The organism is Arthrobacter sp. NPDC093125, assembly GCF_044754225.1.
Taxonomy (GTDB): Bacteria; Actinomycetota; Actinomycetes; order Actinomycetales; family Micrococcaceae; genus Arthrobacter.
On sequence record NZ_JBIVOQ010000001.1, the window covers coordinates 351,009 to 371,149 of the forward strand.

Annotated in this window: 17 protein-coding genes; 6 read left to right on the plus strand and 11 right to left on the minus strand. The window is 65.9% G+C overall.

Annotated elements, in window-relative coordinates; genetic code table 11:
* The first annotated feature begins 44 nt into the window (after positions 1–44).
* Entirely contained in the window at positions 45–515 is a 471-nt protein-coding gene (locus ACIP9X_RS01625) for an SRPBCC family protein (protein WP_400477967.1), read from the plus strand.
* A gap of 75 nt (positions 516–590) precedes the next feature.
* Here ACIP9X_RS01625 and ACIP9X_RS01630 read toward each other — a convergent pair whose 3' ends face one another.
* On the minus strand, positions 591–1,799 hold the full coding sequence (locus ACIP9X_RS01630) for a Ku protein (protein WP_400477968.1): 1,209 nt from the start codon (positions 1,797–1,799) through the stop codon (positions 591–593).
* A 40-nt stretch (positions 1,800–1,839) separates the two neighbouring features.
* Between ACIP9X_RS01630 and ACIP9X_RS01635 the strand changes: the two genes are divergently transcribed.
* Entirely contained in the window at positions 1,840–4,581 is a 2,742-nt protein-coding gene (locus ACIP9X_RS01635) for an ATP-dependent DNA ligase (protein ID WP_400477969.1), read from the plus strand.
* Positions 4,582–4,821: 240 nt separating this feature from the next.
* Here the strand turns inward: ACIP9X_RS01635 and ACIP9X_RS01640 are convergent, their stop codons facing one another.
* Together ACIP9X_RS01640 and ACIP9X_RS01645 are read right to left on the minus strand one after the other, a co-directional pair.
* Positions 4,822–5,082 carry a hypothetical protein gene (locus ACIP9X_RS01640; protein ID WP_400477970.1) on the minus strand — a complete coding sequence of 87 codons (261 nt, stop codon included), beginning with the start codon at positions 5,080–5,082 and terminating at the stop codon, positions 4,822–4,824.
* A gap of 283 nt (positions 5,083–5,365) precedes the next feature.
* Complete coding sequence (locus ACIP9X_RS01645) at positions 5,366–5,995, minus strand: DUF2231 domain-containing protein (protein WP_400477971.1); 630 nt, start codon at positions 5,993–5,995, stop codon at positions 5,366–5,368.
* A gap of 336 nt (positions 5,996–6,331) precedes the next feature.
* On the opposite strand from ACIP9X_RS01645, the gene ACIP9X_RS01650 reads away from it, so the two are divergent.
* Together ACIP9X_RS01650 and ACIP9X_RS01655 are read left to right on the plus strand one after the other, a co-directional pair.
* Positions 6,332–7,954, plus strand: a complete 1,623-nt coding sequence (locus ACIP9X_RS01650; RefSeq protein WP_400477972.1) for an MFS transporter — start codon at positions 6,332–6,334, stop codon at positions 7,952–7,954.
* A 187-nt stretch (positions 7,955–8,141) separates the two neighbouring features.
* On the plus strand, positions 8,142–9,227 hold the full coding sequence (locus tag ACIP9X_RS01655; RefSeq protein WP_400477973.1) for an FUSC family protein: 1,086 nt from the start codon (positions 8,142–8,144) through the stop codon (positions 9,225–9,227).
* Here ACIP9X_RS01655 and ACIP9X_RS01660 read toward each other — a convergent pair.
* Both ACIP9X_RS01660 and ACIP9X_RS01665 read right to left on the minus strand, forming a co-directional pair.
* The gene (locus tag ACIP9X_RS01660) at positions 9,166–9,951 is read right to left on the minus strand and encodes an SDR family NAD(P)-dependent oxidoreductase (protein WP_400477974.1); all 786 of its coding nucleotides are present in this window, start codon (positions 9,949–9,951) and stop codon (positions 9,166–9,168) included. The two genes, ACIP9X_RS01655 and ACIP9X_RS01660, sit on opposite strands and share 62 nt — an antisense overlap.
* A 40-nt stretch (positions 9,952–9,991) precedes the next feature.
* Entirely contained in the window at positions 9,992–10,891 is a 900-nt protein-coding gene (locus ACIP9X_RS01665; protein WP_400477975.1) for an aminoglycoside phosphotransferase family protein, read from the minus strand.
* Positions 10,892–11,102: 211 nt separating this feature from the next.
* Between ACIP9X_RS01665 and ACIP9X_RS01670 the strand changes: the two genes are divergently transcribed.
* Positions 11,103–11,678 (plus strand): hemerythrin domain-containing protein, encoded by a 576-nt coding sequence (locus ACIP9X_RS01670; RefSeq protein ID WP_400477976.1) that lies wholly within the window; start codon positions 11,103–11,105, stop codon positions 11,676–11,678.
* Between the two features lie 100 nt (positions 11,679–11,778).
* Here ACIP9X_RS01670 and ACIP9X_RS01675 read toward each other — a convergent pair whose 3' ends face one another.
* The 5 genes from ACIP9X_RS01675 to ACIP9X_RS01695 are packed head-to-tail and all read right to left on the minus strand — an operon-like array spanning position 11,779 to position 18,923.
* Entirely contained in the window at positions 11,779–13,575 is a 1,797-nt protein-coding gene (locus tag ACIP9X_RS01675; protein ID WP_400477977.1) for an IucA/IucC family protein, read from the minus strand.
* Positions 13,572–14,168 (minus strand): GNAT family N-acetyltransferase, encoded by a 597-nt coding sequence (locus tag ACIP9X_RS01680; protein ID WP_400477978.1) that lies wholly within the window; start codon positions 14,166–14,168, stop codon positions 13,572–13,574. The genes ACIP9X_RS01675 and ACIP9X_RS01680 overlap by 4 nt, the downstream gene beginning before the upstream one ends.
* Positions 14,165–15,865: an IucA/IucC family protein gene (locus ACIP9X_RS01685; protein WP_400477979.1), complete on the minus strand. Its 1,701-nt coding sequence runs from the start codon at positions 15,863–15,865 to the stop codon at positions 14,165–14,167. Before ACIP9X_RS01685 ends, ACIP9X_RS01680 begins: the two co-directional genes overlap by 4 nt.
* A complete protein-coding gene (locus tag ACIP9X_RS01690; RefSeq protein ID WP_400477980.1) occupies positions 15,862–17,289 on the minus strand; it encodes a lysine N(6)-hydroxylase/L-ornithine N(5)-oxygenase family protein in 1,428 nt (475 codons plus the stop codon). The genes ACIP9X_RS01685 and ACIP9X_RS01690 overlap by 4 nt, the downstream gene beginning before the upstream one ends.
* Entirely contained in the window at positions 17,286–18,923 is a 1,638-nt protein-coding gene (locus tag ACIP9X_RS01695; RefSeq protein WP_400477981.1) for a pyridoxal phosphate-dependent decarboxylase family protein, read from the minus strand. Before ACIP9X_RS01695 ends, ACIP9X_RS01690 begins: the two co-directional genes overlap by 4 nt.
* 350 nt (positions 18,924–19,273) lie before the next feature.
* On the opposite strand from ACIP9X_RS01695, the gene ACIP9X_RS01700 reads away from it, so the two are divergent.
* Entirely contained in the window at positions 19,274–19,711 is a 438-nt protein-coding gene (locus ACIP9X_RS01700) for a hypothetical protein (RefSeq protein ID WP_400477982.1), read from the plus strand.
* 85 nt (positions 19,712–19,796) lie between these two features.
* Here the strand turns inward: ACIP9X_RS01700 and ACIP9X_RS01705 are convergent, their stop codons facing one another.
* On the minus strand, positions 19,797–20,081 hold the full coding sequence (locus ACIP9X_RS01705) for a hypothetical protein (protein WP_400477983.1): 285 nt from the start codon (positions 20,079–20,081) through the stop codon (positions 19,797–19,799).
* Positions 20,082–20,141 lie beyond the last annotated feature (60 nt).

A 20,141-nucleotide genomic window follows, 5' to 3' on the forward strand; every position in this document is an offset into this window, starting at 1 on the left:
GTTCAAGACCGCACCGGAGACCCGGGCTGAAGGAGGATGACAGAGTGGCAACCCTGCACGAAAGCATTGAGGTCCAGGTTCCGGTCAGCACGGCCTACAACCAGTGGACGCAGTTCGAGTCCTTCCCCGAGTTCATGAAGGGCGTCGAGTCTGTGGAACAGATCGACGAGACTTCCCTGCACTTCCGCACCAAGGTGGCGGGAATCAAGCGCGAGTATGACGCCCAGATCCTGGAGCAGACGCCGGACAAGTGCATAGCGTGGGTCAGCAAGGACAAGCCCCGCAATGCCGGACGCGTGACGTTCGACAGCCTCGGCAAGGACCTCTGCCGGGTCAACGTGGAGCTCGACTGGGAGCCCGAGGGCCTGCTCGAGAGGACCGGAGCCGCAGCACACGTGGATGAAAGCCAGGTGGAATCCGACCTGCTGCGCTTCAAGGAGTTCATCGAATCACGCGGCATCGAGACCGGCGCCTGGCGGGCCTCAGTGGACCGCGGAGAAGTCGACGCACCGTAGGCAAGGCGAGCAACAGGAATCCCGGAGGGAACGATGGCCACAGCCGGCTCCATGGCCACCGGCACGCTGCCCGCCTTAAGCGCCCTTCCTTGCCGTCTTGGTAGAGGCGGCTTTCGTGGCCGTCGACTTCGAAGCCGTCTTGGCGGCCGTTCCAGACTTGGGATCGGTCTTGGCTGCCGGCTTCGAGGTGGACCGCGATGCAGTCTTGGCCGGGGCCTTGGCTGCCCCCGAAGAGGTGCCTTCCCCGCTCTTGCCGCTTGCTGTCCTGCTGCCGGCGGACTTGGAGGTCCCGGACTTAGCGGCGCTGTCGGCCTTGGCCGTGGTGCGGCTGCCGGATGTTCCCTTGCCCGCCGCACTCCTGCCGGACGAGCTGCTGCGGGAAGTGCCCTTGCCGGAGCCGGTGCTGCTGTCAGTCCCGGTGTCCTCGGCCTCCTCGGTCTCGTCTTCGTCAGAATCGGATTCCTCGTCGGCCCCGCCCCCAGCCGCCTGCTTGCCGGCTCCGCGCTTCCGGTCCAGGCTTCGTTTGAGCGCCTCCATCAGGTCGATCACTTCGCCGGTACCCCCTTCCCCGGCCTCGGCGCCAAAGGTTTCTTCGGTATCCAGGGCGTCGCCCTTCTCCAGCTTGGCTTCAATCAGCTGGCGCAGCTGGGCCTGGTAGTCGTCCGTGAACTGCTCCGGTTCGAAGTCGGAGGCCATGGATTCCACGAGGGCAGCGGACATCTCGCGCTCCTGGGCGGAGATCCGGATGGAGGTGTCCAGGGAGGGAAATTCCGCCTCGCGCACCTCATCCGCCCACAGCAGGGCCTGCAGCATCAGGACGTCGTCGCGGATCCGCAGGGCGCCCAGCCTCGTCTTGTCCCGCAGCGCAAACTGCACTATGGCTACACGGTCGGTGTCCTCGAGTGCCCGGCGCAGCAGCATGTAGGCCTTGGGCGACTTCGAGTCGGGTTCGAGGTAGTAGCTCTTCTCGAACATGACGGGGTCGAGCTGCTCGGACGGCACAAACTGCACCACTTCGATCTCGTGGCTGTTTTCCGCCGGAATGGCTTTGAGCTCGTCACGGGTCAGGATCACCGTGCGGCCGTCGTCCTCGTAGGCCTTCTCGATGTCCGCGTAGTCCACCACCTTGCTGCAGACCTCGCAGCGGCGCTGGTACCGTATCCTGCCGCCGTCGGCGTTGTGCACCTGATGGAGGCTGATGTCGTGGTCCTCGGTGGCGCTGTACACCTTGACCGGGACGTTGACCAGCCCGAACGCAATGGCGCCTTTCCAGATCGCTCTCATGAGAACAGTCAACATCACCCTGCCCCAGAGGTGAAGCCCCGTGGCCGGCGGTAAGGAACGTGTCCGCGTCGCCGGGCGAGAACTGACCCTGACAAACCTGGACAAAGTGCTCTACCCGGCAACGGGCACAACCAAGGCCGATGTCCTGGCCTATTACGCGGCGGTGGCGCCTGTGCTCATCCCTGCCGCGGCGGACCGGCCTGCGACGCGCAAGCGGTGGGTCCACGGCGTGGGAACGGCGGAAGAGCCGGGGCAGATGTTCTTCCAGAAGAACCTGGACCATTCCACCCCCGGCTGGGTGCCCAGGGCAGCCATCACCCACAAGACCAGCACCAACTACTACCCCCTGGTCAACGACCCCGCCACCCTGGCGTGGCTGGCGCAGATCGCCTCGCTGGAAATCCATGTCCCGCAGTGGCGGGTGGACTCGCACGGCAACGTCCTCAACCCCGACCGGATCGTGCTTGACCTGGACCCCGGCGAGGGCGCAGGACTGCAGGAATGCGCCGAAGTGGCGAGGCTGGCCCGGGCCATCCTGCAGGACGTGGGGCTGGATCCGATGCCCGTGACCAGCGGGAGCAAGGGCATCCACCTGTATGCGGCACTGGACGGCACCCAAACGTCCGATCAGATTTCCGATTTTGCGCACGAACTCGCCCGGGCTCTGGAGGCCGACCACCCCGACCTGGCCGTGAGTGACATGAAGAAGTCGCTGAGGACCGGCAAGGTTCTCGTGGACTGGAGCCAGAACAACGCCTCCAAGACCACGATCGTTCCGTACTCACTGCGGGGCCGGCCCACCCCCACCGTGGCCTCCCCCCGTACTTGGCGCGAGCTGTCATCCCCCTCCCTCAGGCACCTTGACTATGAGGAGGTCATGCGCCGGGTCGGCAGCGGCAAGGACCCGTTCGCCGCCGTCGATGAGGCCAGCAGCCATGCCGCCCGAAGCACCGCCGGGGGCGGCGGGGCAGGCGGGCACGGGGCTGGAGGGCACGGTTCCGGCGGAAAGTCCGACGGCGGTGCGCGCCGCAGCGGGGGCCACGACGATCCGAGGCTGAACAAATACCGGTCCCTGCGGTCCCAAAACGAAACTCCCGAACCGTTTACTGCCGAAAAGCACCACAGCTCCCGGTCCGCGAAGGGCAAGGGGCAACATCAGGGCAAGACCGGCAGGGACGGCAAGGAAGTCTTCGTGATCCAGGAGCACCATGCGAGCAGGCTCCATTACGATCTCCGCCTGGAGCACGAGGGCGTGCTGGTGTCGTGGGCGCTGCCCAAAGGCGTGCCCGAGACCGGCTCGAAGAACCACCTGGCCGTCCAGACCGAAGACCACCCGATGGACTACGCCGATTTCGAGGGCACGATCCCCAAGGGCCAGTACGGCGCCGGAAACATGACCATCTGGGACAAAGGTGTTTACGAGCTGGAAAAGTGGGTCAACGGCAAGGAAGTGATCGTCACGCTGACCGGCCGGGAAGGCGGCGGCCTCGGGGGCACCAGGAAGTTTGCCCTGATCCACACCGGGGAGGGCCAGGGTGAGCAGGGGCAGTGGCTCATCCACCTGATGGACAAGCCGCATGGGGTGCGCGGCAAGCGCGGAACCCTGTCCTCCGCGGCCAGGATCGGGAGAGTGTCAGGGACCGGTGAGGCGGGAAAGGACACGTCCGGAACAACGAAACCTGACACCGACGAGTCTGAACCGGCCAAGGCCGAAGCGGGCAAGGCTAAATCGGGCAAGGCTGAAGCCGCGCGCACTTCGGCTGCCCAGAAAACCGGAGCCGTACGCAGCACCGCCGCCAGCAAAAGCAGCATCATCGTTGAGGACCCGACACCGATGCTGGCAACTGCAGGGACGCCGGCCGACCTCCACGGCAGCGACTGGTCCTTCGAACTGAAGTGGGATGGCATCAGGGCCCTCGTGGTGGCGGACAGCGAGAAGGTCCGGCTCCTCAGCCGCAACGGCAACGACATGTCCGCCAGCTACCCTGAACTGACCGACCGAAACTGCTGGCCCCCGCAGGATTTCATTGCCGACGGTGAGATCGTCGCCCTCGGGCCCCGCGGAAGGCCAGACTTCGGCCTCCTGCAGGGCCGGATGAAACTGACCAAACCCGGCGACGTGAAGAAGGCCCGCGCGAACATTCCCGTGCAGCTCATGCTCTTCGATCTGCTGTCCGAGGACGGCGAAGACCTGCGCCGGCGCACTCTCGAGGAACGAAGGGCGAGGCTGCAGGACTTTTACCGCCCCGCGGATTGCCCCGTGCTGCTGTCGGAAACGCTGGACGAGCGGCTGGAGCTCATACTGGAGAGCGCCCGCGAGCTCGGTCTGGAAGGCGTCATGGCCAAACGCACAGACAGCCGCTACGTCAGCGGGCAGCGGAGCCGGCTGTGGATCAAGCTCAAGATCGAACAGACCCAGGAGGTTGTGGTGGGCGGCTGGCGGCCTGGCAAGGGTGAGCGGTCGGACACCGTGGGCGCTTTGCTGCTGGGCGTGCCCGACGGCGGGAAGCTGCGCTACGTGGGCCGCGTTGGCACTGGTTTCAGCACCCGGGAACTGAAGGAACTGCGCCAGACCATGAGCGGGCTGAGCCGGGAAACATCGCCCTTCGACCAAGTGCCTGCCCTCGACGCTGCAGGTGCCCACTGGGTGGAGCCCGACCTCGTAGGCGAGGTGACCTTCGGCGAGTGGACCAGCTCTGGAAAGCTGCGGCATCCGGTATGGCGCGGCTGGCGGCTGGACAAGAAGCCCGAGGACGTCGTCACTGAGACCGCCCGGCCCTGACAGCATCCCGCCTTGCACAGCATCCCGCACCGATCGGCGTCGTGCACGGAACCGCATCGTGCACTGATCGGCGCGGTGGCCCGTCAGCTTCCCGACGCGGAAATGGACCCAGGACGCGGAAGTGGTCTGGGGACACCGAAACTTCGATGTCCCCAGACCGTTTGAGTGTCCCCAGACCCTTTGCGAGTCGTCGGGAGAATCCCTCGGACCAGGGTCCCGGGGTGGTGGAACCGTCCAGAACTAGGACGAGTGCGGCATCTGGGGCCTGCTCGTCCGGTGGATTGCAGTCACTGCCGCTCCCTGACCCACGCGGCCGCGGCTCGACCCGCGGTCCTTGGGGTGGCGGTGCTTGCCGTTGCCGTCGGGCCACTGGTGCCCGCCGGCCATGGCCGCGGTGACGGCGATGCTTTCGGGAGTCGGCAGCGGCGGCCGGTCCATGGACTCGACCAGGTGTGCAGCCACCTCCGGTTTGATGGAATGCCCTTTGCTCTTATCAGCCATTTGTTCTTCCTTTCCGCGATGAAATGAAGCCGTTGCCTGGCTGCCTTCGGGGTAGCCCAGTGGCCGCAGTTAATCTCGGCGAGACCGGAACACCCGGAGGCTGAGCCTCAACAGGCGTGGATTTTGTGATGTGGAGGCGGGGCGGCGAGGCCACGGCGCCCAGCAATGACAAGCAAGGACAGCCGCCGTGCCGGCTATTCAGCCGTGCCGCTACTCAAAGATCAGTGTTCCCATGGCTCAACCATAGGCAGAAACCGGCGGGGCGGGAACCCCTGCGAAGCCGTTAGTCCTGCCCGTTCGTGAAGGAACCCTCCCAGACCGCGCGCGATCCGGCTTCGCCGATCTCCACCACCCTGTAGACAGTTCCGCCGCAGAGGACAAGGACAAGCACGACGGCGACCACTCCCGCAGCGCGGGAACCCGCGGTTCCAAGCTTCCTCCCAAGCCCTTCAGCCTGGGCCGTTCCGTACCGGAACCACAGCCACTGCACCACCGCCACAATGAACACACCGATGACCCACGGAAGCAGCGTGCCGCCGAGATTCGAATGGGTGGTGATGGCGGGGGTTGTATCCACCCGCTGCATGAGCCACTCGCCGGACTGCTGGGTGACGGGGACCAGGATGAGGGCCACCAGTGCAAGGAGCGGGGTCACGATGCCCAGCCGCCTCCGGGCCTCCGGCCACACGGTGCTCAGCAGCGTGCACACAGCAGCAAGCGGCACGAGGACCACCGTGCCATGCACCACCAAGACGTGCAGTGGCAGACCGCTGACCACGTAGTCCACGCCGAACACCCCCGACCCGTTTCGATTCCAGTTGACGGTCCACAGTCCACGCTGCCGGATCCGCTTATCCGAACAGACGAGCACCTGCACAAAATGGTTCAACTCCGCCCGCTGGAGGCGCCCCACTGGGAGCACTATGCCCGCAGAATCCGAGGCACTCTGAGGCGCGAGCCGGAGCAGAATCCCGGCACCGCATGCGGCCTCTACCCCGGAAAATGGGCCCAAAACGGGCCTGTCAACAAAAATTTTTGGTAACGAAGTCTGCAAGACGGCGGGATCCGCGGAATGACGGGGCCAAACGCGGGAAAAACAGGGTCGGATCCGGTACGCAATCGGGGCCAAAACCCCGGATCATACGGCACCAGGCTCTCAATTGCTATGGAAATCGCGTAAAATTGAAGGCCTGCCCGGAGCGGGGCAGCCAAAAGTCGCAAGCAAATGACCTCCACAGGAGCGGCCCAAATGCCCACAGACCGAAGCACGACCGACTCTTCAGCAGGCGTTGTTAATGCCGGCGGAACCAACCAAGCGGCACCCCAGGGTGTGAAAAAACCGAAGCTACTCGCACGTCGCAGGCTCAAGGAGTCCGACGTCAATGTTGTAAACCAGCCCATGCTGAAGAAGGCGCTCGGCGGCACCATCGTGGGCAACACCATGGAGTGGTACGACGTCGGCGTGTTCGGCTACCTGATTACCACCATGGGCCCTGTGTTCCTGCCCGAGGCCGATACCAAAGTCCAGACGCTGTTCCTGCTGGGCACCTTCGCCGCGACCTTCATCGCCCGCCCGCTCGGCGGAGTGATCTTCGGCTGGCTTGGTGACAAGATCGGCCGCCAGAAGGTCCTCGCTGCAACCCTGATGCTGATGGCCGCGAGCACGTTCGCCATCGGTTTGCTCCCCGGGTACGCCCAGATCGGCATATGGGCGGCCGGGCTGCTGGTGCTGCTGAAGATCGTCCAGGGCTTCTCCACCGGCGGTGAATACGCCGGCGCAACCACGTTCGTCAGTGAATACGCCCCGGACAAGCGCCGCGGCTTCTTCGCCAGCTTCCTGGATCTTGGCAGCTACCTCGGCTTTGCCCTCGGTGCCGCGCTGGTTTCCGGGCTGCAGCTGACGCTTGGCCAGACCGCGATGGAAGAGTGGGGTTGGCGCCTGCCGTTCCTGCTTGCCGGTCCGCTCGGCCTGATCGCCGTGTACTTCCGGAGCAAGATCGAGGAATCCCCTCAGTTCCAGGCAACCCTGGATGCCCAGGAAGAGCTGGCCAAGGACGCTGCTGCAGGAGACGTGGCCGCTGCCAAGGGCCCGGTTGGCATTGTGAAGGCATACTGGCGTTCAATCATCGTGGCCATGATCCTCGTGGCCGCAGCAAACACCGCCGGTTATGCGCTGACCTCCTACATGCCGACGTACCTCACGGAGTCCAAGGGCTACGACCCTGTTCACGGCACCCTGCTGACCATTCCGGTCCTGGTGATCATGAGCCTGTGCATTCCGCTGACAGGCAAGCTGTCCGACCGCATCGGCCGCCGCCCCGTGCTGTGGATCGGAGCTCTGAGCACCATCGTGCTGGCCGCCCCGGCGTTCATGCTGATCGGCATCGGCAGTGTCTGGTCCACGCTGGCGGGTCTCTCCCTCGTGGCCTTCCCGGTGACGTTCTACGTTGCCAACCTCGCGTCGGCTTTGCCTGCCCAGTTCCCCACGTCCAGCCGGTACGGCGCCATGGGCATCGCCTACAACTTCTCCGTAGCCATCTTCGGCGGCACCACCCCGTTCATCGTTGCCGCCCTGATCTCGGCGACAGACAACGACATGATGCCGGCCTACTACCTGATGGCCACTTCGGCCATCGGTGCGGTAGCCATCTACTTCCTGAAGGAGTCGGCGCAGCGCCCGCTGCCTGGCTCCATGCCCAGCGTGGACACCGCCGCCGAGGCCCGCGAGCTCGTTGCGGGCCAGGACGAGAACCCGCTGATTGACCTCGACGAACTGCCGTTCGAGACAGTGGACGCCGAGAAGGCCGACCCTGAAAGGGGCGAGGACGAGAGCGCCGACCCTGACGAGGCGAAGGTTCCTGCCAACGCCTGATGCTGCCGTAGCCCGGCGTCCGTGATGAAGGCCTGTCCGGCGTGCTGTCCTTGGGGGAAGCATGCGGGACAGGCCTTTGTTGCGTCCCCTTAATGAACATGCAGCCCCCTCATCTGCCGGGTGCTACGTTCTCAAAGGAAGATTCAGCCGACGGCCGGGAAAAGCTACCGGTGTGGAAGGAGTTGCGGTGCGGACGGTACTCCGCCACGTCCGGGAACTCCACAGCTTTGGCCCTGCCAACAACGACCACCTCTCCGCGCTGAGGGTGGCCGTCAGCGTAGCCGTCCCCTCGCTCCTCCTCTTGGTCATCGGCCGGCCGGACCTGACCATCTACGCCGTCTGCGGGGCACTGACCGGCATGTACGGGCGGAACGAGCGGCACCAGCTCCGGCTCAGGCACCAGTTACAGGCAGCGCTCGTGCTGCTGTCCGGGGTAACTATCGGAGTGGTGCTCTCCATCAACCACCTGCACGGCTGGTGGCTGGTTTTGGTGGAGGCCGCCTTTGCCGGCGCGGGATCCGTCTACTCCGACAGGGTCCGGCTCAAACCTAACGGACCCTTTTTCGGCATCCTCGCCCTCGGCGCCTGCGCCTCGGTTCCCACCGCTGTCCCCTGGTATGTTGCGCTGCTGATCGCAGCCGCGTCCGCGGCGTTCTCGCTCTTCATCGGTTTCGGCGGCTGGATCCGGGGCCGTACCTGGAACCCGGGTGCACGGAGGACCACCAGCCGGCTGCAGGGGCAGCTCCGGCGCAAGGCCGCCGTCCACGCGGCGCGCTACATCGTTGCAGTCGGCGCGGCCGGCGCAATTGGCGTGCTCTCCGGCAGCGGCCACCCGCACTGGGCGATGGCGGCTGCCGCTGTTCCGCTCGCAGGCGCGGACCTGCCCAGCAGCGTCCACCGCGGTATCCACCGCATCATCGGAACCCTGCTCGGGCTGGTGATTGTCGCCGTCGTTCTTTTGCCGGGGCCGGTGGCCCTGCTGCCCCTCTTCCCCGGCGCCGAGGCGGCTGTCCTCGCGGTGCTGGTGATCGTTTTCCAGTTCACCACGGAGCTGTTCATGACGAGGCACTACGGACTGGCGATGGTTTCCTTCACGCCCGTCATTCTCCTCATGACCCATCTGGCCGCGCCCTCAGACCCCACTGTGCTCATCGCGGAGCGCGGCGTGGAAACGCTCGTGGGCGCTGGGACCGGCATCCTCGTTGTGGTGCTTATCCGGTCGCGCCGGAATCCTCCCGCGGTTCCTTCGGCTTCCTCGGCGGCCCGGCAGTGACACGGTCCGGAAGGACCCGCGCCACGGCGGCGAGGACCTTGTAGCGCTTGGTCGGAACCGAAACCGCCTTGCCCTTCGCATTGTCCGCCAAACCTTCGCGGACCACCCTGGCCGGCCGCAGCCAGGTCCAGCCGGGGGCCACGGATTTGTCCATCCCCATCCTGTCGTGGAATTCGGTGTGGACGAACCCCGGGCACAGCGCCGTGACCTTCACTCCCCGCGGCCCGTAGGCGAGGTTGGCCCAACGGCTGAAGCTCACCAGCCACGCCTTCGCAGCCGAGTACGATCCCCGCGGCAGGAACGCAGCGACGCTCGCCACGTTGATGATGCGCCCGGAACCGCGCGCCAGCATCCCCTGCAGGGCGGCGTGGCTGAGTTCCATCGCGGTTTGGACGTGCAGTTTCAGGTGCTTCTTCTCGTCCTCGATGCTGTTCCGGTCAAAGTCCTCCAGGAGCCCGATCCCGGCATTGTTCACCAGCACTTCCACCGGTCGGGACGCATCGGAAAGACGTTCGACGACGGCGGCCACGCCTGCGTCGTCGGTCAGGTCCGCAGACAGCACCTCCGCTGCGGTCCCGTACCGGCGTCCAAGTTCCGCGGCCGTGGACTGCAGGCGGGACTCGTCGCGGGCGACGAGCACCAGGTCATGGCCCTGTTCTGCGAGCTGGCGGGCGAATTCCGCACCGAGACCAGCGGTGGCACCGGTGATGAGGGCTGTGGTCATGACGCTAGCTTAGCGCCGCCCTTCATGCCGGGGACTGCCTTCACAGCAGGAAGCCTTGCCCTTCCAGCACCTGTCTCAGCCCGAACTCTCCCACGGCTAGCATCCGCGGATTGTCATCGGAGTTGCTCACCATGGCGGTGGACAGGACCAGAGCCCAGCCGCGTGCCCTCACCCAGGTATCCCTGTCTGTTGAGGGGCCAAAGGCGCCGATGAACCGCTTGCGGGCGCCGGCGTCGAACGTCAACCATCCCACGGCAAGATCGACAGCCGGGTCCCCGGCACCGACATCGCCGAAATCGATTACGCCTGCCAGTGAACCGTCGGCCTCCAGCAGAATGTTGGCGGGATGAAGGTCCCCATGGAGCATCATGGCCGGACCGTCCCACGCTTTGGCTGCGCAGGCCTCCGCCCACAGCGCCCTCAGTTCTGCTGCCTGCGGGTACCGTTCCCTGTCCTCGAGCCGTTCCAACACAACCGCCCCACGGTCTCTCAGCGGGACACCTCGGAAAGGATTGACCGGGACTCCTGCTGCGGCGGGCACATGGAGGGCCATGAGAAAGGCTGCAAGACCGTCAACGGCCGGCCCCCGATTCCCCGGTCCGACACCAACCGCAGGGGTACCGTGAACCCACCGCAGGATGCTCCAAGGCAAAGGAAAGTACGGCGTCGGCCGGCCGGCATGAACGGGAACGGGAACCGCCGCCGGCGAGCGGCTGGCGATTCCGGGCAGGTACTGCTGCTCGTGCAGGATCAGGGGCACGGCCTCGGGCCGGCGGGGCAGCCGGACTGCCAGTTCACCGCCGAGCCGGAAGGTCGCGTTGTCCCAGCCATTGGCTATCCGGACCACGGAGCGGCCGGCGAGGTCGGGCCGTTGCTGCCGGATGAGTCGGCGGACGACGGCGGCGGTCACGTCCACTGTTGCGTGTGGCATTCGTGCCATTCGGTGCTCCGCCTTCCTGCGCCGTACCGCTCCCGCCGTCCGTTGCTGCGAGCAGCGGGAGCGACAAGGGCATCCTATGGTCCAGGCAATCCGCCCGGTAGCCCGGCCTTGGGAGGTGAGGTTGATCGGGCCATGGATCTGGTGGTTGCCCGGTGATACGTTGGCCCTCGTAGCGCCCCTGAACACGCAACAATCAACGGGAGGACCTGTCATGGCCGAAACCAATACGGACGCGACAAAGCCGGATGTCGTTGACATCCTCACTGCCGACCACCGCGAGATGATTGCGCTCATAGGCCAGATCGGACTGACATCCGATGCCAATGAGCGCAGGAACCTGGCCGACACTTTGATCGCGGAAGTGATGCGTCACGCCGTCGCCGAGGAAATGTTCGTCTACCCCGCCATGGAAGAGCACGTGCCAAACGGTTCCGGGGAAGTCGAGCACGACAAGAAGGAGCACGACGATATCGTCAAGCTGATGAAGCGGATAGAAGGCGCCGATCCTTCGGATCAGACTTTCATGGAACTGGTTCGGGAACTGGAGTCCCAGCTGACCCACCATGCTGGCGACGAGGAATTAGAACAGTTCCCGAAGCTGCGCTCCCACATCCCAAAAGAGAAGCTGGTCGATCTCGGCGAAAAAGTGCAGAGCGCCAAGAAGCTCGCACCGACGCGGCCGCACCCCAGTGCGCCGCACTCCGAACTGTTCCATAAGACGGTCGGAGCAGGCATCGGTATGGTCGATCGGCTCCGGGACAAACTCACTGGACGACACACCGGGTAAGCGGCAGTCTCCCGTAAATGACAGTGCAGGAAAGCGGTAGTCCTTCCCGGAGCGCCCGGCCCCGGGAAGAACTACCTCGAAGGGCTGCCCGGTACCTCCCCTACTCCCTAGTCATCGGATTTGGCCTGTACATCGGGTTCGGCATTGTGCCGGCCTTCGGCACCGGCGGCCGTGTGTCGAGGTCGGTGTAGCCCAGGCGCAGACGGTACCCGTTGAGCGGGTAGCGTCCGAACTCCTTCCCCAGGAATCCGGTGGCTGCGAGGCGGGCAGCCTGTCCGGGGTTCGTGTCCGCATACTCGGTGATGACGTCCCGGGTCAGGTTCCACAGGTCCGCCGACGTCACCGCCAGTCCGCAGGAATCCAGCAGTTCGCCGAGCGGACCCCAGACACCAAGGAACAGCGCGTCCACAATGTACTGGCGCAGCACGTGCCAGGGCTTGCGCGGCAGGACGCGCACATGCCCGTCCGGCTCCCAGGAACGCTCCGGCACAGGATCCGTGCTGACGCAGACGTCGTCGACGAGGTCCTTGATCACCAGCCGGCTCGGCATTCCCTCGGCGTCGCAGATGATCATCAGGTTTTCACCGTGGGGGTTTACGCTCACCCCATAGGTGTGCAGGAGGTGCAGCAGCGGCCGCACCGTTACGGACACCAGTGCCTCCAGCCACTCCCGAAGTTCCCGCCCGGAGAGCTCCGCCAGGGCAGCAACTGCGGTGTCACCCGCGGGATTTTCATGCAGCACCATCGCCAGGGGCCACACCGTCTCGCCTTCACCCAGCGCAGGGTCCACAGGCTCCCGCCAGATGCAGCCCAGGGTCTCGTCCCACTGATACGGGATGCCCGGAAAGTCCGCCAGGTGGGGGTGCCTGACAGTGACCGAGGCCACCTCGCCAAGCAGCACCGTGTGCCGGCCAAGGAACGGGTCCGCGTCCCAGAGGGAACGCATCCAGTGCGTGGTCACCGGCGCCGCCAGCGTGCAGTGCCGCGGGATGCCCCGGTATACGGAGGTGTTGAGGATCTTCAAGGGCAGCTTGATCTGGAGCCGGCCCGGCTCGTCGATGTTTACCAGCGTGCGGATCGACTGTGTCGGCAGATACTCGTCCTCCGACTCCCCGAGGACGATGATCTGCCCGGACAGCACGCTGCCGGACCACAGCTGCTGCACCACGTGATCCACCTGCCAGGGATGCGCCGGGACCAGCACGTATCCGGAGGGGTCGGCCCCGCTGTCGCGCAGCACCGTCCTGAAGCGTTCCTGCTCCCCCGGCCCGAGTTCCCGGTCCAGCAGGTCCTGCTCTGACATTGATGGCACGGCGCGGAACTCTGCCAGCCGCCGGGAAACGGCCAGCCACACGGGGCGCAGCGGCTTGCGTGCCTCCGGGGCATAGTGTTCGCAGTCGGAGGCCGAGAACCCCAGCCGCCCCTTGTTGGCCACCAGCAAGGGGTGACCGGTCAGGTGCCCTTCCATACGGGCGTGCGGCAGGCGGACCAGTTCCTTCGCAGAAACTCCTGTCGCAGCCAGCCGGGCATCGGCAGCGAGCGTCGCAGAGAGCTCGGCGAGGTAATTGGCGACGGTGGTTCCGGTCAGTCCCAGCGAGCCGGCCGCATCCATCACGAACCGGCCCGGGTCATCCGCCGGTTCGCTCTCGTCCTCGCCCAGCACCCCGCGGCTGACCCGGCGGACGGTCCCAGGGTCAACGGTGTAGGAGCCGAATCCCGTGCGGCCGGCAGTGAACAGGTAGGAGGCCGTCTCGAGGTCGAGCCGGAGCAGCTCGGCGGTTGCCTCCTCTGCCGAGTCTGCAGACCCGGCGGGCTTCAGGGGCCCGGCACGCAGCAGTTCCTCGGAGAGCAGTGCTCCGATCAGCTTGGCCAGCAGTTTCGCGGATGGCGGGGTCACAGCAGGGCTCCTTCGTTCGCATCGTGAGCGGAGACGGCTTCCTGACCGGCGCGCCCGGCCAGACCCGGTTCCGCTGCCACGAGCAACGCGGTCTTGTCCGGCAGCTGCACGGTACCGGCCGCGGTGAAGCCGGCAGCCACGAACGCCCGGTGCGACCGGGTATTCCGGGCGTCCGGCTCGGCCACCAGGCGGCCGCAGCCGTCCAGGATCCCGGTGGCGGCGTCCAGGACGCTGTGGATCAGGCGTGCTCCCAGTCCCCGTCCGCGCGCAAGCTCTCCGAGGGCGAGGTGCATTCCAAGGTCCGCCGGGCGGTGTGCCACGTGTTGGCCAAGGATGTCGGTTGCCACCCTGTAGACCTCGACGTATCCCACTGCGCGGCCGTCATCAGCAAGCGTAAGCGGCAGGCTGTTGGGGTCGCGTACCAGACCGGCGATGTACTCCGCCCACCGGTCCTTCTCCCAGGCCTGGTGCCACCACTGCTCGACGTCCGGCTCGGCCATCAGGGCGGCGAGGTCCTCGGCGTCAGCAGGTGTGGCCTGCCGCAAGACCAGGCCGTCCACCGGCACGTCCCGGGTCCACCTCAAAGCCGTCATGCGCCCACCACCAGAGGGTTGGGAACCTCAAGGTACACGGACTGGGCATCCAGCGGCGCCACCACCTCATCAATTCCGGCGAGACGCGTGGCAAGATGTGCCTTGCAGGGGAGGGACGGGGCTGTCAGCCAGCGGTTCACCAGCCGGGGTCCGGCCGGACCCGCCTCGGCCAGGGAGGGGAGCGCCGCCTGCAGCCTTTCCCGCACCACCGCCAGCAGCAGTTCCTCGTCTGCCATCCCTTCCGCCGCCATCGCCCCAACCAGGGAGAGTGTCTGGTTGTGCAGGAGGTAGTAAGTCAGCCGGTCATCCACAATGGCGTCGTCAACAACGGCAAGGGTGCTGCTTTCCCCGCCAGTGCTGGCGAGGACGTCACCCAGCCGGGAGGCGGCCAGATAGTAGCCCTGGTTGTCCCGGTATGCGCCGCCGGTGATGCAGCCTTCGGCGTCCAGCCGGACCAGAGTGTTCTGCTGGTGTCCTTCAAGTCCGATGCCGGTGCCGGTGTAAAGTCTGAGCATCGGCACGAGGACGCGGTCAACATAACTGCCAAGCCACCCGAGCGGGTCGCCGCACCAGCGGGCCAGGAGACTGGGTCCCCAGGTGTCCGGGCCGGCGGGCGCCGAGGGTGCGATCAGTCCGGCCAGGCACACAAAGCGGTCCACACCGTCCGGTACCTCGCGGAGGGAGACGTCGAGCCCGGTCAGCGTTCCGCCGCTGGGGTCGGAAGGGTCGATAACGGCGGCCGACGCAGGATCCCGGACGATGGTGAAGCCAGGGTCGCTGTGGGTGATGTAGCCGGCATCGATCAGGCGGTTCACTTCGACGCCGCGTTTGAGTTCCGTTGCCGTGGCTTCCCGGACGGAGTTGGTGATCTTGAGGCCCAGGGACAGCTTCAGCATGACGGAATGATCCGGGTGGAAAAGGGTGCGCAGGCTTGAGGTGGCCCACCATTCATCACCCAGTGGGCCCAGCGGCCGCAGCAGTCCAGCAGCCATGAGTTCCCGGACCGCCGGGCGCTGCTGCACGGCCTGCGCCTGCCACGGGTGTGCCGGGATCAGCACGTGGTCGGGCGCGGGGCGGTGTCCGGCGATGTCTGCCAGCAGCTTGTGCACATCCTTCCCGCCCAGCGAGGGGGCGCCTGCCGCCTGGTCCTGGGTGACGACGGAACGGTGCGCCTCAAACCAGTGCATCTGGAACTGGCCCCCGAGCTCAGGTGAGTACGCTTCCAGTTCAGCCGCGCTGAGGTTGTCCCTGCTTTTCGGAGCGGGGTGCTGCAGGTGGCCGAGGAGCAGGGACCGCTCCCCGGTGAGAAACAAAGGTCCGTCCAAAACCGGCACCGCGCCCCTGTCCCGTCCGGCAAAGAGGCTGATGTTGCCGATCGATTCCCGGGTCCGCTGCAGCAGCAGCGAACGCTCCTGGGGTTCCGCCCCGGTGGTCAGGAGCGCGAGCAGCTCCTCGGCGCCCACTGCCTGACGGCTGCCGTCCGGCTTCACCACGGCGACGTCGGTGAAGCTGTGCAGGCCTGTCCGGGAGACGTGGGTGCAGCGGGCGCTCACGTTCAGCGCCGTGCCGGGGACAGCCGTGAAGATGCCGTCCTCAGTCACCGTCACATTGCGCTCGCGGACCCAGCAGCGCAGCACCGCGTCCACGTGGGCCGCGTCCGACAGGACCTGCAGGTCGATGGCTGCTGACGTGCTCATGCGGTTTCTCCGATCTGGGCGGCCGCCTGGCTGGCCGACTGGAAGTGGGGCTGGGACATGGAAAACTCCATCTGCTCGGGTAGGTGTTGGATGTCTGGCTGGTGAACGGCGGCCGGCGCCCCGAACTCCTGGAACGCGATGCTGCGCTCCACGGGGTAAACCTCGCTACCGGTGATTTCGCGCAGGATGCACGAATTCCGGTAGGCGGCCATGCCGAGGTCCGGCGCGACGAAGCCGTGGGTGTGCAGCTCCGCGTTCTGGACAAAAATCTCTCCGGGTACGACGCCGATGGAATAGTTGCGGTCCACCGCGAACCTGCCGCTGTTGTCGCGGGAGATGCGGTCGGTGATCCCGGCGAGGAAGGCGGGCTCGCGGTAGGAGTAGCCGGTGGCCAGTACCACGGCATCGCTCTCGATGCTGTAGCTGGCATCCTGTTCCTCGTGCCGCAGCTCAAGCGTGTGCGTTCCGGCTGCCGGATCCCAGGCCGCCCCGGTCAGGGCCGAATGGGTCAGCAGCCTGGTGTCGGTAAGGCCAGTAAGGCTCTTGGTGTACAGCAGGTCGTAGATAGCGTCGATGAGTTCGGAGTTGATGCCCTTGTACAGGTTCTTTTGGCTCCTGATCAGACCGTCCCGCCGCTCCTGCGGGAGACTGTGGAAATAGTCCACGTAGTCCGGGGACGTCATCTCCAGCGTGAGCTTGGTGTACTCCAGCGGGAAGAACCGGCCGGATCGCGTGACCCAGTTCAGCTGATACCCGTGGACGTCGACTTCCTGCAGCAGCTCGTAGTAGATCTCAGCTGCGCTTTGGCCGCTGCCGACGATCGTGATGCTCCGCTGCTGCTGGAGTTCGGCTTTCCGGAGCAGGTACTCGGCGTTGTGCAGGACAGGCCCGCCGGCATCCACCACTCCGGCACAGGCATCCGGAACGTACGGCGACGTCCCGGTGCCAAGAACCAGCCGCCGGGCAAGCACGACGTCGGGACCGCCAGGTCCGTCCACCGCGAGCCGGTACACGCCGTCGTCGTACGTTATCTCCCTGACGTCCGTACCGAAGCGCACGGAGTCCAGCTGTCCCGCCACCCACTGGCAGTACTGGTTGTACTCCGCGCGCAGCGGATAAAAATTCTCCCGGATGTAAAAGCGGTAAAGGCGCCCGGTCTGCTTGAGGAAGTTCAGGAATGAATAGGGCGACGTCGGATCGGCGAGCGTCACGAGGTCGGCCATGAAGGGTACCTGCAGGTGCGCGGGTTCCAGCATCATGCCCGGATGCCAGTCGAAGGACGGCCGGCGCTCTAGGAATACCCCGTCCACTCCCTTGACGGGCTCAGTCAGGGCAGCGAGCCCCAGGTTGAAGGGGCCGACGCCGATTCCGGCGAAGTCGTAAATGTGGGTGCTGCCGGAGGAAGTGGAGGGAGCGGTGCTCACGCCGCCACCTCCTGACGCTTCAGCAGTCCTCCACCCGTCCCGCGGAGCAGCTCGATAATTTCGCTGATGTCCTCCAGTGTGGCCTCGGCGTTGAGGAGGGTGAACTTGAGGAAGTGGCGTCCGTCCACCTTGGTACCGGCGACCACGGCCTTGCCGGAAGCAAAGACGTGTGCCCGGATGGCGGGGTTCACGCTGTCGGCGGCATCATCGGAAAGCCGCGTTCCGTCGTCGAGCAGCGGGCGGTAGCGGAATACGAGCGTGCTGAGCTGGGGCTTTGCGGCCAGTTCGAAGTCCGGGTCCGCCGCCAGCAGGGCGCCTACCCTTGCGGCGAGATCAATCGCTTCGTCGAACAGGGCACCGATAGCGTCGGCCCCCATGATCCGCAGCGTCAGCCACAGCTTGAGCGCATCGAAGCGGCGCGTGGTCTGGATGCTCTTGTCCACTTGGTTGGGGATGTCGGCACGCGCCGCGGCTTCCGGGTTCAGGTAGTCCGCGTAGTAGGTCACGTGGCGGAGCATGCCACCGTCCCGGACCAGCAAGGCACTGGAGCTGACGGGCTGGAAGAACGTCTTGTGGAAGTCCACGGTGACGGAATCCGCCAGGCCGATGCCCTTCAGAAGATGCCCGTAGCGTCCCGACACCACCAGGCCGCCGCCGTACGCGGCGTCCACATGGAACCAGGAGCCGTAGGCGCGGGCCAGGGCGGACGCCTCGGCGAGCGGATCCACCGCGCCGAAATCCGTGGTGCCGGCGGTGGCCACCACCGCCATGGGCACCAGACCGTTCCCGTTTGCATCGGCCAACGCCTCTGCCAGGGAGGCGGGGTCCATCCTGTGGTCGCTGCCGCAGCGGACGGGGACCACAGCGTCGTAGCCCAGCCCCAGCATGGAGGCGGACTTCCTGATGCTGAAGTGGCTGTCCTCGGAGGTGAAGATGCGCAGCTTTTCCAGCAGCGCCGGGAGCCTGAGCCCTGCCGCCGCGGGGTTCTGCCGCAAGGCCGCTACGGCATGGTTGCGGGCTATCAGGAGGGCCTGGAAGTTGGACTGGCTTCCGCCGGAGGTGAAGACGCCGTCCGCGGCGGTGCCGAGTTCCAGTCGTTGCGCTGTCCATTCGATGAGGCGCCGTTCGATCATGGTGCCGCCGGCGCTCTGGTCCCACGTGTCCATGGACGAGTTGACTGCGGAGAGGATGGTCTCCCCCACGAGCGCCGGAATCACCACTGGGCAGTTCAGGTGGGCGGCGTACTTGGGATCGTGGAAGTAGACGGCGTCACGCAGGTAAACGTCTTCGAGCTCTTCCAGCGCGGCCGCCGTATCCGGCAGCGGCTTCTCGAGATCGACCTCGCCGATGCGGCGCTTCATTTCCGCAGGCCCGACGCCGGTGAACGGCTGGGTGGTCCGCTCGAGTTTGGTGGCCACGGCGGTGACCCCCTGCAGCACCTGTGCCACGTAGCGGGGAGCGTTGCGGGAATTGAAGAGGTGGTTGCTGGCAGACAAAGCGAGCTCTACACGGGATCCAAAGTCGGGATACTCCTGCTCCTGATGGCCCGCGTTCCCGCCGGTTAAATCGGCGGCATCTCCTTCAACGGGTATCTCCTGCGCGGGTCTCTCACGGACAGGGGGCTGCAGCGTCACAGTGGTCATCCTCTTCTCGGGCTTTGGAAACTCTTAGAGCAAGGACAGCCTTACTTAGGTAGTCCTTTTAGTCAAACTTTTATGATGTATTCCCAGAAAAGCGCGAGTTTCCACGGTTTTTGTATTGCCTGCGGGAGTCATTGACTTTGGGCACCGCCACCGAAGGAACATAATGCCCTCCCGCCCGCACCCCCACCCAGTCCTGGGAGCAGGCCGCCACCAGCCCATGGCCGGGCTGGGGCATGCGGGAGTAGAGTTCGACCAGGGTTTCAACCAGTCGTTTTCATGCAGCGGTTCCACCAAGTCTGTGCGCCGGAAGCAAGCCGCGGCCACGGCAGAAAGCAGGGGATATGTCCGAGGCAGGCTCTGACCCGCTGAACTTCCGTGAGATGGATGCGCTGGGTAATCCGACCCGATACGGCCGGGCCGACGGCGGTTCGGGCTCCGGAGCCTATGGCCCGGGGAGCGCGGCCGGGGGCGCGGCGGGGAATTTGGCCCAGGCGGGCATGGAGGGCTCCGGCCAAGCTACGCGCCTGTCCATCAACCCGTTCATAGTGGCGCTCTGGGCAGTCGCGGCCGGCCTGATCCTGGCCGCCTTCGGGGCGTTCACCATTGCCCAGGAGGTGCTCAACACGCCGGGGTCAGCTGACTCAACACCCACCGGCTACATGTGGATGACGTTCGCGCCTTTCCTGCTGTTCGCAGGGCTGCTCGGCATCATGGGACTGCTCTTCTGGCATGCGGGCCAGTGGCGCCGCAGCCGCGAAAGGCAGTCCGCGCCGTCGTAATTTCCTCCGGTACGGTGATGTCGCCTCGCCCGCCCGGGGCGGCAGTAGTGGCGGGCAGTCACAGGGGGCTGCCCGTGGAGCGCAGTTAGCCGGCCGGCACTTCCTGGCCGGCTGGCCCAGCCGGCCCAAGGTCGTCGGGCTGGGCAGCCGACTCCCCGCCCAGCAGGCCCTCCCCCGTTAGCCGCCGCAGCTGCAGCTCCTCTGCCACCTGCGTGTACCAGGAGTGAGCGCCGAAAGCGGGGTTGGGTGTGTCCAGGTGGCGGTAAAGAGCGTCAGCCAGTTCGGCCAGGGATGAATCGGGCAGGGCAGTGACTGCCGCGGCCGGGTCGACGGTTTCATCCAGGTACCGGGCGAGATCTGCTTCATTCATGTGGCGCTCCCCGCTTCGACGAGTCCGGCAAGTTTTCATCCCGCAGGGGCGCAGGGCAGC

Excerpts from the sequence above, each read along its gene's own strand:
- ACIP9X_RS01680 (WP_400477978.1), bottom strand. The coding sequence starts at position 14,168 with ATGACGGCTTTGAGGTGGACCCGGGACGTGCCGGTGGACGGCCTGGTC.
- ACIP9X_RS01670 (WP_400477976.1), top strand. The coding sequence starts at position 11,103 with ATGGCCGAAACCAATACGGACGCGACAAAGCCGGATGTCGTTGACATC.
- ACIP9X_RS01705 (WP_400477983.1), bottom strand. The coding sequence starts at position 20,081 with ATGAATGAAGCAGATCTCGCCCGGTACCTGGATGAAACCGTCGACCCG.
- ACIP9X_RS01665 (WP_400477975.1), bottom strand. The coding sequence starts at position 10,891 with ATGGCACGAATGCCACACGCAACAGTGGACGTGACCGCCGCCGTCGTC.
- ACIP9X_RS01650 (WP_400477972.1), top strand. The coding sequence starts at position 6,332 with ATGCCCACAGACCGAAGCACGACCGACTCTTCAGCAGGCGTTGTTAAT.
- ACIP9X_RS01640 (WP_400477970.1), bottom strand. The coding sequence starts at position 5,082 with ATGGCTGATAAGAGCAAAGGGCATTCCATCAAACCGGAGGTGGCTGCA.
- ACIP9X_RS01685 (WP_400477979.1), bottom strand. The coding sequence starts at position 15,865 with ATGAGCACGTCAGCAGCCATCGACCTGCAGGTCCTGTCGGACGCGGCC.
- ACIP9X_RS01660 (WP_400477974.1), bottom strand. The coding sequence starts at position 9,951 with ATGACCACAGCCCTCATCACCGGTGCCACCGCTGGTCTCGGTGCGGAA.
- ACIP9X_RS01630 (WP_400477968.1), bottom strand. The coding sequence starts at position 1,799 with ATGAGAGCGATCTGGAAAGGCGCCATTGCGTTCGGGCTGGTCAACGTC.
- ACIP9X_RS01700 (WP_400477982.1), top strand. The coding sequence starts at position 19,274 with ATGTCCGAGGCAGGCTCTGACCCGCTGAACTTCCGTGAGATGGATGCG.